We start from the raw sequence: 14527 nt of genomic DNA on the forward strand, positions 1-14527 counted from the left end.
GCGGCTAAGCGTCCAGGTCAGGAAACCGCGGCAGGCATAGCCGGCGATCCGTCGCTGATCGGCGCTGCCGCCGTCGAGCAGCGTGATGATCGGGGATAGACTATGCCAGTTCGGCGTCAGCCTGCCAGCAGATCTGTGGAAGTCGCCTTAGGGGCTTAGGGCGCAACGCACCTCAGCGGAGGCCAGCTTCTTCGAGCAGGCCGAGGCGCTTGGCGTCGTAATAATAGCCGCGGGCGTAGTAGCGCACCGCGCCATCCGAATTGTAGCCGGCGGTGATATAGGCGCCGCGCAGGTACTTCACCGCGTATTTGAGGTTGGTCTCGGCATCGAGCAGCCCGGAGGCGCCGCCGCCATAACCCATCGAGCGCGCCGTGTCGTGCCGGATCTGCATCAGCCCGTAATATGGCCCGTTGCGCGCCCCCGGGTTGAAGCCGCTTTCGCGCTGCACCACGCGGCGCACCAGCGACTCCGGCACATCGTAGACGCTGGCATATTTGGCGATCAGCCCGTCCACCCCGGAGGACGAGGTGCGGGCCGGCGCTTCGGCAAAGGCCAGCGGCACGAAGGCCTCGCCTTCGCTCTCGGGCCGCGTCTCGGGCACTGGTGCAATCGCCGCGATTGCCGCCGGCGAGGCCGGCTTGAACCCCGGCAACCCCGCCATCGAGCAGCCCGCGACCAGCCCGGCGAGGACAGGCACAGCGAGCGTGAGGCGCACAACGCGCGAGAGAACAGGGGCCCTGAACATAAAGTCTCTATTAACAGAAGCTTTTGCGCGGGGGAACCCGGGTGAATTGCGGGGGATTTGAGCCGATATGCGGTGCTTTCGCGCAGGAGCCGGTGCGAGCTGCCCCCCACCCCTGTCCCCTCCCCTTCAAACAGGGGGAGGGAGACGTCAGCCTCGATATTTGTGTGAGGGGACAGGGGTGGGGGGTCAGCCCGCGCCGGCCATCCCGTCGTCGGCAGCCTTTCGCTGCCCTAGGCGATCACCGACTCCTTGAGCGGCGCCGGCCGTTCCACTGGCGTGGTGATCTCCACCGCCCGGCGCTCGCGGCTCGCCGTCTCGAACGCTTCCATCACCTCGAGCACGTGCAGCGCCAGGTCGCCCGAAGCGCGGTGCGGCCGGCCTTCGAGGATGGCGTGCGCCATGTCGGCGACGCCGAGCGAGCGGTAGTTCGCATCGGCATAGGGCAGGGCGTAGGGCACCACCGTCCAGTCCTTCTCGCCCGCCGCCCGCGTCTTCACCTCGCCGCCGAACATGTTGGGGTCGGGCACCAGCACGCTCTGCTTGCTTCCGTAGAGTTCGAACGGCAGGTGCGCGTGGCCCGGCACGTCGAAGCTCAGCGTCACCTGGATGATGGCGCCCGAGTGGAACTCCAGCAGCCCCGCCACATGCGTCGACACCTTCACCGGCATCAGCTGGCCCTTCTTGGGCTCCGAATAGATCGGCCGCTCTTTCTGCGGCGTCGCGCTCATCGCCTGCACGCTCTTCACCGGGCCAAGCAGGTTGATGAGGTCGGTGATGTAATACGGCCCCATATCGAGCACCGGCCCGCCGCCGACGTCGTAATAGAACGCCGGATCGGGGTGCCAGCGCTCATGTCCCGGGCAGGCGAAGAACGCCGTGCCGCCGACAATCTCGCCCACCGCGCCGCTATCGAGCAGGGCTCGTGCCTCCTGGTGTGCGCCGCCGAGGAAGGTGTCGGGCGCCGAGCCGACCCTGAGCCCCGCCTGCTTCGCCGCCGCGGCCAGGGTCTTGCCCTCGGCATAGGTGATGCCGAACGGCTTTTCGCCATAGACGTGCTTGCCCGCCGCGATGGCGCGGAGGCCGACCTCGACATGCGCCCGGGGGATGGTGAGGTTGACGATGATCTCGACCCTCGGGTCAGCCAGGAGCGCCTCGACCGAGACCGCGGTAAGCCCGAACTCGGCGGCCTTCTTTTCGGCCACCTCCGGCTTCATGTCGGCGATGGCGATCACCTCCAATACCGGGAAATCCCGCATCGCCTTGAGGTACTGGCTCGAGATATTGCCGCACCCGATAATCCCCACGCCAACGCGACGCTTGCCGTCCATAGTCTTGTGTCTCCGTCCCTGTCGGTAAACCGGCCGATCCGCCCGGTCGGGCGCGCCGCTCCAATCTTCAAGGCAGCATCGCCGCAATTGGCGTCGATTGCCAGAGGCAAATGAGGTACGTAACGCAAGGTTTCTCACCGTCGCCCGATCCTGCTATGAGCGGCGCAATGCTCAATCCCGTCCCCACCAGTTTCGACTATCGCCCGCCGACCGAACCGTGGCTCACCGTGGTGCATGCCGACGACGATATCGTCGTGCTCGACAAGCCCTCGGGCCTGCTCTCGGTCGCCGGCAAGGACCCGGCTTTGGCCGATTGCCTCGAGGCGCGGGTCAAAGGGCGCTGGCCCAGCGCCGCCATGGCGCACCGGCTCGATAAGGATACGTCCGGCGTCCTGGTGATGTGTCTCAACAAGCGGGCGCTCGGCCATGTCGGCCAGGAATTCGAGCAGCGCCGCGCCAAAAAGTCATACGTGGCAAGGGTCTGGGGCGATATTGAAGCCGACGAGGGTCGCGTCGACCTGCCGCTCGCCACCGATTGGGAAAACAAGCCGCGCCAGCGCGTCGACTATGAGCGGGGAAGGCCGAGCGTCACCGACTGGAAGGTCGAGGCGCGCGAGGGCGGCATCACCCGGGTGCGGCTCTACCCGCTCACCGGCCGCACCCACCAGCTGCGCGTCCACATGCTCGAGCTCGGCCACCCGATCCTCGGCGATCCGTTCTATTCGACCGGCGAGGCCTTCGCCGCGGCCGATCGGCTGCAGCTCCACGCCGAGGAACTGGGCTTCAATCACCCCGCTGGACACTGGGTGAATTTCCGCGTTCCGGCGCCGTTCTGAGCCGCCGCAGCCGGCCGGCCTGTCACGAAATCGTCATTGGAGTGCCGGATTGAGGCCTGAAACGGGCCATTTCCGCCTTTTAGCGTCGCCAGCGTCTCAACCCGAGCTCGGAGAGAACGATGAGCGAGATCAAGGACCGGCAGGACGCCGCTTCCGATATCGACCCGATCGTCGCCGCCCTGGCAGACGATACCCAAGCCGCCGCGGCGGTGGAGGGCTTTGAAGCAGCCGAACCGGTCGATGCCGAGGCCATGCCGGTCGCCGGCGTGGAAGCGCCCCTTGGGCCGGAAGCCGACACTGTGGAGCTCTCCGATAGCGCCGGCAGCGACGCGGACGAGCCGTCGGCTGCCGCCGATCTCGACGATGTCGTCGAAGGCGAACCCATCCCCCAGTCTGGCGAGACCGTCTACGCTGCGACGGCGACCGATGAATTGGTGGCCGATGCCGCCGTCGATCTCGGCGACGAGGCTCCGGCCGAAGCGGCCGGCTCCGCCGATATCGCCGATGCCATTGAAGCCGCTCTGCTGGACGCGGCGCCCGCGCCGCTTGCTGCCAGCGCCTTTGAGCACATGCCGGCCGCCTATGCCGACACCATCGTCGAGCTCGATGTCGAGGCTGACAGCGATGACGACGCGCCGCTGCTCGATGTCGATCTCGAAGACGGCATCGCCTCGGTGTTCGCGGCGCTCCACGCCGCGCAGCAGGACAGCGCTCCGGTCGAGCCGCTTGGCGATCTCGAAGCCGCCGACGGCGTCACCTTCCGGCTGCTCGGCGAACTCGATCGCCTCTGGCACCGCGCCGCCTGAGCTTTCCACCGGTCGGTTCTCCCGGGAGCCGACCGTCTTGCACTCGTCGCACCAATCGCCTATTGCCTAGTCCCGCTGCACCCGTAGCTCAGCTGGATAGAGCGCTGCCCTCCGAAGGCAGAGGTCATGAGTTCGAATCTCGTCGGGTGCGCCAATCCTTTCCATGGCTTAGCTGGCCGGTGATTCGCTGGCGCACTGTTTCCGCACAGAAGCGTAACGGCCGTCTGGCACCCACCTGAAGATGGGGCTGCGCCCAACAAACACCCCGCCGCCGCTCGGCGCGCCGTGGTCGGCGAGTTAGCTGCTCCTCGGATCTCAGCGATAATCGATGCACGGGCCCGCAGTCGCACTGGTGCGAGGTACGATGGCAGCGCCACGGCGACGCTTGCTGGTGCCTTCGGTGCGTCGAGGATAGCCGGCTTTCGTTTTTGTCGCTCTCGCATGTCACAGAACTTTCCAGCAAAGCTGGCGAGGCCGTGCCTTGCCGGAATGGCAGCGGATGCATATCCAGAGCGACACTTAGATCTTTGGCTATTCCGGTTGGTATGGTCTTAACAGCCTGGCGCATCCGAAGGAGACGATGGCGACGGCCCAAACATCTTCACGGCTTACGCGGGCAAGGCAACTATGATGATTAACGCCGATCGAACGACGCCTGAGAAGGGACGTATTCTGCTTACTGGGGGCACCGGCTTTGTCGGGCGCCATGTACTTCGCGCGCTATTGGCAGAGGGCGAAAGCGTTACCCTGGCAGTCCGCCGACCAGGGGGGGGCGCGGAAAACGTGAAGCACGCCGATCTGCGGGTCATTGTCAGCGGTGATCTCGAAACTGCCGATCTCGCTCAATTGTTCGAGGGAGTAGACCGCGTCGTGCACCTAGCGGGCTTGGCACATGTTTCGTCCCCCGAGAATGCCGATCTAGAGCGCGCTTTTTTCCTCGCTAACGAGCATGCCACGGGTCGGCTAACCTCAATGGCGCGTTCGTCCAGCGTACGTGCCTTTATCAACCTGAGTAGCCTCGCCGCTATTACCTCCAATACGACGAGCGAGATCGTCAGTGACAGCTCGGATGAACGACCAGTGACCGCGTATGGTCGCTCGAAACTCGCTGCAGAGGCTCACGTGGCGCGCCTTGCGGAGGAGCAGGGCGTCGTTGCCATATCGCTGAGACCTCCGCTTGTGATTGGTGCGGATGCTGGAGGTAACTGGTCGCTGCTCCAACGCTTGGCGGCCACCGGCTGGCCGTTGCCCGTGTCATCTCTGAGGGCGCGGAGGAGCTTTGTCGGCGTCGGTACGCTGTCCGAGGCTATCGTGCGCTTGTGCGCCGGCCCTTTTCCGCGCAAGGCATCAGGCGCATATTGTGTCGCTGATCCAGACGCGATGTGCCTGCCCGAGGTAGTAACCGCGCTGCGGGCGGGTATGGGACTAGCGGCAAGGCTGTACCCTATGCCGAAGGTGACGTTCGACCTGGTCGGAGCATTGACAGGCCGGCAAAGGCAGATTGCCAGCCTGACTGGCCCACTCAGAGTGGACGCCTCACGGTTCCTTTCAACTTTCGATTTCAAGCCTAGCGCGCCACTCGCCGACGCGATCTCGTTGGCAGGCCGAGACTACATGACAGCGCGCGGGCCAAAGCGCGCGTCATAGACGCGTAGGTCCGCATGTCGAGCGTTTGCAGCGCGGCTTGAGAATGCTTGGGCCGGCGCGACCATGAGGATGTTCGGTGGACCAAGCGTTGTGGCCTTGACGGCACACACGCCGTCGTCGACGCGCCGCGACACATGAATTTGCTCGACTTGAAGCTGGCCGGCGGACAGCTTGAGGTGCAGCCCAACTGTAGCTAAAGGTGACGTCTGGCTAGAGGGCATATCAGCCCAACGAGTCAGGTCCCTGATGGCACGCGACACCTCGCTTGTCGCTGTGTGTACTTCAACAACTACTTTGGTTTTCATGAAGACATTTGCTTCGATACGTAAGTTTGTCTCGACGAATGTCGCGATGACCGCATTCTTTGTATGCTACGGCCTGACCGTCCTTCTGGGGAATCTTATCTATGCAACCCCATTTGGGGTGGGCCTTCTTACCGCCGCCGGATACCCGACATCATTTTTGCAGTTTCCTACTACGTTCACGTTCGGCTATTGGGCTCTTCTGCTGTTGCCACTGGTCGCGATGCCGGTCATCGTCGCTCTCTCGTCGCCAATACTTCTGCGACCAATTGGCGGGTTCTTCCGCCTGGTGCCCCGCTTTTCTATTTTGGACTTTGTGGTCATCAGTCTCGTCACCTACGGCGTGATCATATTCGCTTTTTACCGGTCAGAGGCTGTAGGGCTGTTTCTTGGCGGAGCGAGTGCGGCCGATGCCATCGAGGCCCGGTTCGCTATGCAGGCGAGGTTGCTTTTTCCCGAAAAGGTGGCGATCCACTCCATTATGCCATTCTTGGCCTACTATGCGTTTGTAGTTTTTTTGCGGGATCGGGGGAAATTCTGGGCAGTTGCTTCGGCTATGAGTTGTGTTGCAGCATTTGTCGTACTTGTTTTTCTTAACATGAAGTGGCCCGTGTTGCTGTTCTCGATCGGCATCGTCGCTTCATTGATGATGTTTTCGCAGCGCCGCTTCTTATTGATGAAACTGCTGGGCGGTAGCTTGGCAATGGTGGCGATATACCTCCTTGTGTCCGCCGTTGTCTTTAGGCTTGCGGCAGAGCCGGAGGCCCGACCTGCTGTCAGTGTTGAGCAGGGATCAACATCTGAGCTTGGTTTTGAATCTGCATCCGACGTGGCTGAGAAAGTCCAGCAAGTCGCCGGCAGCGCCCTTTGGAATACTCCGTTCCTGACCGCACACGCGATAAATCGCATGGCTATCAGTTACCCATACTACTATGAAATATTTACGGAGCGCGGTCCGGTCTGCGGAACATTGATCCAGCAGTACCTACCAGGCAAAAAGCCGTGCCATCCGAGCTACCTTGTCTATACCGCCATCTTTGGAGCCGATGGCTACGAGGATCGGGGCACGGCACCGGCTGCGCCGCATATCACCGCTTATGCGTTCGCGGGCTGGTTCGGCGCGGCGCTTGGGCTTGCAGGCATGGGTCTACTGCTTGCCCTTTTTACGGTGGGGCAACGTTCTTCCGGCCCAATGGCCGATACGTGGGCTGTGCTTGGCGTCGTCATGGGGTATCACCTGTCACAAGTCCCCGGCGACGAAGTCATATTATACACTACCGGATTGATCTGGCCGGTTCTATTGATCTTGGCATACTCAGGATTGCGGAAATTGAAAGGTCTATTTCAGAATGGCGTGACACAATGGAGGCGCTCGCGAAATTACCGGGACGGTAGCGTTCCGGAGTAATATCTGGATCGTGGGCAGCGGGAACCTGGAAGAGCGCTCCAATCACACAGGCGAAACAAAGGGGGCAGCAGCCTGGGCTCGCCCAGCCCGCCCTGAGGAAGCAGGCACTACAGCGCTCCGAACGTCCGTCTTCGTGGCTTTGTCGGTCCTGTATGGCACCCTTCGGTTGACCGGCTATCTGACCAACTGACCCTCTGAACACAGAATATCTGACGATGGGCTTCGTTGGTGGCTGAGGTTGTGGCTCGTGCTGCCGCCGGGCTACCTTCAGGACGCCCAATCGTGCCGTCTATGGAGTGCCCGTTGCACCTGAACGACCATCCAATCGTATTTCTGGGCGGGATATTCACTCCCGCTCAGACGGACCTCATCCAAGACCAATCGAAAGGCGTGGTGCAGAACGCGGCCGACGCATTGCAGAAGGGTTTGATCGGAGGAATCTCCGCGCATCGCCCCTCGGCCACGGTGGTCAATCTGCCATTCGTTGGGTCTTACCCTCAATTGTTCCGCAGGTGGCACTTTCCGGGCACCGACGAGACCATCGGGTCTGGCACACAAATCTGGGGAGAGAGCTTCGTCCTCATCAAAGGCGTGAAGACAATCTCTCGTCTGTTGTCAGCGACAAGGGGCCTTTTCCGCCATGGGCAGCCGAACATGGTCATCTTGATCTATTCCGCGCACCTCCCCTTCATGGTCGCCGCGCTGGCACGCAAGCTCTTTGGTAGAGGCGTCAAGATCGTCCAGGTCTTGCCCGATTTTCCCGAGTTCATGGGGGAGGGTGGCATGCTCTATGACATAGCAAAAGCGGTCGAGACGAGATTGTTCTACCGCCTGTCCCGACACATTGATGGGTTTGTGCTGCTGACACGCTTCATGGCGGATCGGCTAGGTATCGACGGCAGCCGCTATGTCGTCGTTGAAGGTATCGCCCAGGCGCCGGAGGCAGCACCACGCTCCGATGCCGGAGCCATCGCCGTGGAGCCGGGGACGCGGGCGTTTCTTTATACCGGAACGCTGGCCGCTAGGTACGGGGTGATGGATCTTGTCGATGCGTTTCGTCGCGTTGGCGATCCAAGTATTCGGTTGTGGGTCTGTGGAGAGGGCGACAGTCGTGATAGGATCGTGGCCGCAGCGCAGAATGATCCGAGAATTCGATACTTCGGCCAGGTGTCGAGGCACCAGGCGCGTCGTCTCCAAGAATTAGCTAGCGTTCTGGTCAACCCGAGAACGCCAGAGGGTGAGTTCACGAAGTACTCGTTCCCGTCGAAGACCCTGGAGTACATGGCCTCCGGGCGACCTGTTCTGATGCATCGGCTGTCGGGGATCCCCGAGGAGTATGAGCCTTATTACTTCAAGCCAGAATCCACCGACGTAGCTGGGCTGACCGACGCTATCCAAGCGTTGGTGTTACTGGATGACGCGGTTCTACGAGAAAGAGGTGCGGCAGCTCGGGACTTCGTTCTGAACGAAAAGAGCGCTATTTCGCAGTGCAAGAAAATAGTTGAATTCATCGATTCCCTGTGATGCGAAAATGACTGCTTACTTACGCCCTGATGGCCATGCGCATTCTTAGAGACGACCGGTCCCGTCGCCTCGTGGCGGCCATCGTCACTGGTGCCGGTGGGCGGGCGATGGCGCTTGTTGCTCCGCTCGTGGCAACGCCGCTAATGCTAACCTATTTCGGTGATGCGGACTTCGGTGTATGGGCGACCGCCGTATCGCTGACCAGCATGGCGGTCTTCTCGGATCTCGGCATAGGCAACAGTCTGCTTACCCGTATCGCGACAGCATCTGGTCAGGGCCGGCTAGAGGACATTCAAAGCTACATTGCCAGCGCCTATGTCGCACTCTGCTCCGTCGCAGGAGTGGCAATGGTCCTCCTGCCTCTGATATGCGGGCTGCTCGTCACCGGCGAGGCCGCGGCAATGCTAGTGACAGTCCTTGTCATATTTTTCGCCGGACTGCCCGGTACGATCATATATCAAATTCTGTATGGCTTGCAGCGCGTTCCTTTCAGCAACCTATTGCTGACTATTGGTGCCGTCCTCTCGGTGCTCTGCAGCTTGGTTGCCATTGGACTCAAACTACCCAACTGGGCGGTCGCTGCCGCCTATGGCGCTCCTCCCATCCTGGTCAATCTGGTCGGTGCTGCAGTGTTCTTTGCGCTGCGCCCCGAGTTCCGCCCGGGGGCAGTGCGCCGAAGCCATCTCTTCGATCTGCTCAAACTAGGTGCCCGTTTCGCCATGCTGTCGGCACTCACGGCGATCGGGCTCAATCTCGACAACGTCATAATCGCGGCCGTGATGGGTAGCGAGGCTGTGGCGGCCTACGCTGTGACCGCGCGGCTCGGCTCCATCCTGTCACTGCTCATTCTCACGCTGTTCATGCCCCTGTGGGGAGCGAGCGCAGAGGCGTTGGCGAGGGGCGACTACGCTTGGGTGGCCCGCACAGCACGACGCATGAGTTTGTTCGGCGCAGGCTTCGTTTCCGTTGCAGGAATATGCCTCGTCCTGGCGTCTGGTTGGGTCATGGAGCTGTGGGTCGGCAGGATATTTCCGCAGCAACATCTGATTCTCATAGCGATCATTGCGACCTCTACAATCGTGGCGGCAACATCACCTTACAACATGATACTCAACGCGTTCGGTAGAATCACCGTCCAAGTATATCCGTGGGCAATATTTGTCGTGCTGTCTGCAGTCGCCAAGGTCGCCCTTGCCGGTACGGGGCAGATGTGGTTGGTCGCCGCAGCCACCGGAATTGCATACGCCGTCGTAATCGCGCCGGTAATGGTAGTGGCAGCACGTCGGGGATTGAGGGAGCACAGCGAAGCACGCGGGTCGCTGGGGAAAGTGGCGCCAACATCCGTTTGAGGCTGCCAATCGAAGAACGTTTAGAAGATGCGCCCAGTGGGATCTCTGCTCTCTTGCGCCGACGACGATGTGCCCTTCTCCACTAAGTTACTCAGCATCTCCTCGAGCCGCGAGATCACCTTTTCGCGGTTGAACTCGAGGTCAGCATAGAGGGTGCCGTTACGGCCCATGGCCTCGCGTTCGACGGGGCTCATCGCCATCATTTGGCGTACTGCTGCTGTGAGGCCAGCGACGTCTCCCGCCGAAACCGCGAGTCCGGCCCCCGCTGCGGCCACCACCTCAGCGCCTTCGCCGTCGAGCATGGCCAGGATGGGCCGGCCGGCGCTGAGATAGGCCTGTATTTTGGCCGGAATAGTCATGGCAAAGCTCGGTTCGGACCTTAGGCTGACCAGCAGCGCGTCGGCGTGGCGATAGAATTCAGGCATGCGCTCCGGCGGAAACCTGCCGACAAAGCTCACCTTCTCGCTGAGCTCTCGGCGCGCGATTTCGTCACGCACCCAGTCGCCCTTCCGTCCGCTACCCACCACGATCAGGCGTACCGCCTCCCCTCGCAGCGCCTCCATGGCGTCGAGCAGAGCCGGAAAGTCCTGCGCCTCCCCGACATTGCCGGTGAACACGATGGTGAACATGTCCTGTCTCGACGGCACTTCGGCAGCGAGTACCTCGGTGCCGAGCGGCTCCGTGGGCTCTGACCATCCAGGCAGGTAGGCAACGCGTCCGGGATCGCCGACGCGCGCCGTGATGTCGGTGACGAACGCATGGGACTGGCCGAGTAGCAGGTCGGTGCGCTGATAGATGAAGCGTACGAGCCAATCCACGGCGCCGAGCAACCCGGCTGAGCGGGTGACGCCGACCGCAACGAGAGACTGCGGCCAGAGGTCGAGCACCCACATGGTGCTCGGTATCCGGCGTAGCCGGCGCATCAGTACGGCTGGGAGCGCAGAGCTGACGGGCGAGAGCTGGCAGACGAAAATCGCATCGAACGGTCGTCCGCGCAGCTTGAACGGCGCCAGCAGCAGGCCGGATAGGGCGAAGCTCGCATAATTGAGCAGCAGCCGGAGCCGGCCCTTACCTCGCGCCAGCATTGGTAACCGCACGATGGTCGCCCCCTCATAGGTGGCATAGCGTTGGGGCGCCTCCGCGAAATCAGGGAGTAGTTGCCCGTCGGGATAGTTCGGTTTGCCAGTCAGCACCGTCACCTCGTGGCCACGGGAACTAAGCTCGGCCACGAGATCGTTGATGCGGAACGTTTCCGGCCAGAAGTACTGCGTAACAACGAGCAGGCGCATGAGCTAGATCGTCTCGCGCCACACCGTGCGCTTTACGTAGTCCCGATAGCTGAGGATGATGCGAACTACCTTGTCGGACACGTTGGGCATTGAATAGTCAGCGACGAGGCGCAGTGTGCGGTGGGCCCCCCGTCCCTGGGTGGCGAGGATGGCGATGCCCTGCAGCACACGGTCGAGATCGAGGCCCGTCATCATTACCGACGCTTCCTCCATGCCCTCGGGACGCTCGTGTGCCTCGCGGAGGTTGAGGGCGGGGAAATTGAGGATCGAGGATTCCTCGGTGATGGTGCCGCTGTCCGACAGCACGACGCGTGCGTGCATCTGGAGGTTCACGTAGTCCGTGAAGCCGAGCGGCTTCATCAGTCGCACCTGCGGGTGGAGCGTCAGCCCCGCTTCATCGATGCGTTTGCGCGTGCGTGGGTGGGTGGAGACCACGACCGGTTCATCGAACTTCTCGGCGACGCCGTTGAGCACGCCAGCAAGCTTGGGAAAGTTGACGGGTGAGTCGACATTCTCCTCGCGATGAGCGCTGACCACTGTGTAGTGCTCCGCCTCGAGTCCTAGGCGTTGCACGGCGTCCGAGGCATCGATCCCCGGCCGGTAGTGGCTAAGCACCTCGAACATCGGTGAGCCCGTTTTGATGACGCGATCAGGCGGCAGCCCTTCGCGCAGCAGGTACTCGCGCGCAATATCGGAGTAGGTGAGGTTGATGTCTGCCGTGTGGTCGACGATCCTGCGATTCAGTTCCTCCGGTACGCGCTGGTCGAAGCAGCGATTACCAGCCTCCATGTGGAAAACTGGTATCCGGCGCCTCTTGGCTGGAATGGCAGCGAGGCAGCTGTTGGTATCGCCAAGAACGAGCAGCGCTTCGGGCGCCTGCTCGGCCAGTACTCGATCGAAGGCAATGATGATATTGCCAATAGTTTCGGCTGCACTGGCGCCCGCTGCGCCAAGGAACACGTCCGGCCGGCGCAACTGGAGGTCGGAGAAGAAGATCTCGTTTAGCTCATAGTCATAGTTCTGCCCCGTATGGACCAGCACATGGTCGGTGAGCAGGTCGAGCTGTGTCAGCACGCGCGACAGCCGAATGATCTCCGGTCGCGTGCCGACAACGGTCATCACTTTGAGCTTCTTCATTTGGGTAGCACCGGTGCAGCAATGGTATCGGGATGTTGGGGGTCGAACACCTCGTTTGCCCACAACATGACAATCATCATCTCGTCGCCAACATTGGTGATGTCGTGCGACCAACCCGGCACGGTCTCGACGACGCGCAACTCATCTCCACCCACCTCCAACTCGTGAGTCTCGCCCGTCACAATGTGTCGGAAGCCGAATCGCGCCCGCCCCTGCACGACGATGAATTTCTCCGTCTTACTGTGGTGATAGTGGCCGCCACGGGTCACGCCAGGATGTGCGGTGAACACCGAGAACTGACCGGCATTCGGCGTACGCAGTATCTCCGCAAAGGTGCCACGCGCGTCCGTATGCTTGGTCAGCGCGTAGTCGAACTGGTGCGGCTCTAGATAACTAAGATAGGTCGCGTGAAGCGCCCGCTTGAGTCCGGTGCCGACCGCTCCGGTGACGAGGCTATTGCGGCTGGAGCGCAGATCCTCGAGCTCGGCCGCCAGAGCCCCGAGGGTGATCTCGTAAAGGGGCGTTACCTCGGGTCGGCGGCCCACCGCGTCTGGATCGTTGAGCACTGAAACGAAAGCCGCCACGACGTCGTCGACATAGACAAGGCGTAGTAAGCGATCGGGATCGGAAATGCTGATAGGCAGGTCGTGCGAAATGTTGTGGCAGAAGGTCGCGACGACAGAATTGTAGTTCGGTCGGCACCATTTGCCGAAGACGCCAGGCAACCGGAAGATGGCGACCGGTGCGCCCGATGCGGCCGCGTAGGACTCGACCGTCGCTTCGGCGGCGCGCTTCGAGACGCCATAGGGATTGTCGAGTGCGGCCTGTACCGAGGAGCTGTAGATGAGCGGAACCGGACGGCCGAGCCCCAACAGGGCCACCGTTAGCGCCTCGGTCATGCCTTGATTGCCAGTCGCGAACTCATCCTGGTGCTCCGGCCGGTTGACGCCGGCCAAGTGCACGACCGCTTCCGCGCGGAGCAGATGGGTATGGAGATCGCCGTCATGCGGCACCGGCACGACCTCATGTCCCAGTTCGCGGAGGCGCACCACGAGGTTTCGTCCAATGAAGCCGCTCGCGCCAGTTACGGCCACCACGCTCATTGCTATCCCTCCAAATGGGGTGTGCGGCCAGCGGCCAGATCTTGGATGAAATCAAGCCTGTCAAGCAACCGGCTCATCTCCTCCACGTCGAGACGCGTGGTATTGTGCGAATTGTAGTCCTCGGTCACCGAGATGACCGGTTCGCCGCTCTCGACGAATTTGGTATAGTTGAGGTCTCGCAGGTCGGGCGGGATGCGGTAATACTCGCCCAGGTCCTCGGCCGAGGCGCGCTCCTCGCGGCTGAGCAGCGTCTCAAACAGTTTTTCGCCGTGCCTCGTGCCGATCACCTCGATCCTATGGTCGGCGGCGTTGAGTACGCGCCGCACCGCCTCTGCCAGCACGCCGATCGTGGCCGCCGGTGCCTTCTGGACGAAGATGTCGCCGTTTCGTCCATGCTCGAAGGCGAACAGTACGAGATCGACCGCGTCACCCAGTGTCATCATGAAGCGAGTCATGTTCGGATCGGTGATGGTGATCGGCCTGCCCGCTGCGATCTGGTCGGCAAATAGCGGGATGACTGACCCACGCGAGGCCATGACGTTGCCATAGCGCGTGCCACAGATCACCGTGCCAGTGCCGCCTATCTCTCGCGACTTGGCAACCATCACTTTTTCCATCAGCGCCTTGGAAATGCCCATAGCGTTGATCGGATAAACAGCTTTGTCAGTGCTGAGGCACACCACCCGCCTGACACCGTTGGCGATGGCAGCCTCCAATACGTTCTCGGTGCCGAGCACATTGGTCTTGACCGCTTCAAGCGGATGGAACTCGCAGGATGGCACCTGCTTGAGCGCTGCGGCGTGAAAGATGAAATCCACGCCTCGCGTTGCCGCCAGGATACTCGCGGGGTCGCGCACGTCACCGATGTAGAATTTCAGCTTCGGCGAGGCAAACGTCTTGCGAAGATCGTCTTGCTTCTTCTCGTCGCGGCTGAATATGCGGATTTCGCGGATGCCTGAGTCAAGGAAGCGCCGTAGCACGGCTGTGCCGAACGACCCGGTTCCGCCCGTGATAAGGAGGCTGTTTCCGTCGAACATGGGCGGTAGGTATGAG

Annotated in this window: 11 protein-coding genes, 1 tRNA gene and 1 pseudogene; 7 read left to right on the forward strand and 6 right to left on the reverse strand. The window is 61.8% G+C overall.

The window, feature by feature from the left end; translation table 11 throughout:
* Positions 1-172: 172 nt before the first annotated feature.
* Together ASC89_RS13430 and ASC89_RS13435 are read right to left on the reverse strand one after the other, a co-directional pair.
* Positions 173-517 (reverse strand): annotated as a pseudogene (locus tag ASC89_RS13430) (transglycosylase SLT domain-containing protein); the annotation flags it as partial.
* 458 nt (positions 518-975) lie between these two features.
* Positions 976-2073 (reverse strand): Gfo/Idh/MocA family protein, encoded by a 1098-nt coding sequence (locus tag ASC89_RS13435; protein ID WP_055998571.1) that lies wholly within the window; start codon positions 2071-2073, stop codon positions 976-978.
* A gap of 155 nt (positions 2074-2228) precedes the next feature.
* On the opposite strand from ASC89_RS13435, the gene ASC89_RS13440 reads away from it, so the two are divergent.
* The 7 genes from ASC89_RS13440 to ASC89_RS13470 all read left to right on the forward strand — a co-directional run bounded on the left by ASC89_RS13440 (position 2229) and on the right by ASC89_RS13470 (position 9945).
* Positions 2229-2909: a pseudouridine synthase gene (locus tag ASC89_RS13440; protein ID WP_055998577.1), complete on the forward strand. Its 681-nt coding sequence runs from the start codon at positions 2229-2231 to the stop codon at positions 2907-2909.
* 119 nt (positions 2910-3028) lie between these two features.
* The gene (locus tag ASC89_RS13445; RefSeq protein ID WP_055998579.1) at positions 3029-3715 is read left to right on the forward strand and encodes a hypothetical protein; all 687 of its coding nucleotides are present in this window, start codon (positions 3029-3031) and stop codon (positions 3713-3715) included.
* A gap of 77 nt (positions 3716-3792) precedes the next feature.
* Positions 3793-3869: transfer RNA gene (locus ASC89_RS13450), tRNA-Arg, on the forward strand.
* A gap of 473 nt (positions 3870-4342) precedes the next feature.
* A complete protein-coding gene (locus ASC89_RS13455; RefSeq protein WP_055998581.1) occupies positions 4343-5362 on the forward strand; it encodes an NAD-dependent epimerase/dehydratase family protein in 1020 nt (339 codons plus the stop codon).
* Between the two features lie 246 nt (positions 5363-5608).
* Complete coding sequence (locus ASC89_RS13460) at positions 5609-7072, forward strand: hypothetical protein (RefSeq protein ID WP_156384616.1); 1464 nt, start codon at positions 5609-5611, stop codon at positions 7070-7072.
* Positions 7073-7375: 303 nt separating this feature from the next.
* The gene (locus tag ASC89_RS13465; protein WP_162247942.1) at positions 7376-8596 is read left to right on the forward strand and encodes a glycosyltransferase family 4 protein; all 1221 of its coding nucleotides are present in this window, start codon (positions 7376-7378) and stop codon (positions 8594-8596) included.
* A gap of 107 nt (positions 8597-8703) precedes the next feature.
* Complete coding sequence (locus ASC89_RS13470; protein WP_162247943.1) at positions 8704-9945, forward strand: lipopolysaccharide biosynthesis protein; 1242 nt, start codon at positions 8704-8706, stop codon at positions 9943-9945.
* 20 nt (positions 9946-9965) lie between these two features.
* On the opposite strand, the gene ASC89_RS13475 is transcribed toward ASC89_RS13470, so the two are convergent.
* Genes ASC89_RS13475 through ASC89_RS13490 form a run of 4 tightly spaced genes read right to left on the reverse strand, consistent with a single transcriptional unit; the run spans position 9966 to position 14511 of the window.
* Positions 9966-11234 (reverse strand): glycosyltransferase family 4 protein, encoded by a 1269-nt coding sequence (locus tag ASC89_RS13475; RefSeq protein WP_055998589.1) that lies wholly within the window; start codon positions 11232-11234, stop codon positions 9966-9968.
* Between the two features lie 3 nt (positions 11235-11237).
* Entirely contained in the window at positions 11238-12371 is a 1134-nt protein-coding gene (wecB, locus tag ASC89_RS13480) for a non-hydrolyzing UDP-N-acetylglucosamine 2-epimerase (RefSeq protein ID WP_055998591.1), read from the reverse strand.
* Positions 12368-13474: a UDP-2-acetamido-2,6-beta-L-arabino-hexul-4-ose reductase gene (locus ASC89_RS13485; RefSeq protein WP_055998593.1), complete on the reverse strand. Its 1107-nt coding sequence runs from the start codon at positions 13472-13474 to the stop codon at positions 12368-12370. Before ASC89_RS13485 ends, wecB begins: the two co-directional genes overlap by 4 nt.
* A gap of 2 nt (positions 13475-13476) precedes the next feature.
* Complete coding sequence (locus tag ASC89_RS13490; protein ID WP_055998595.1) at positions 13477-14511, reverse strand: polysaccharide biosynthesis protein; 1035 nt, start codon at positions 14509-14511, stop codon at positions 13477-13479.
* Between the last annotated feature and the right edge of the window lie 16 nt (positions 14512-14527).

Source organism: Devosia sp. Root413D1, from assembly GCF_001425235.1.
In the GTDB taxonomy this organism is placed as follows: domain Bacteria; phylum Pseudomonadota; class Alphaproteobacteria; order Rhizobiales; family Devosiaceae; genus Devosia_A.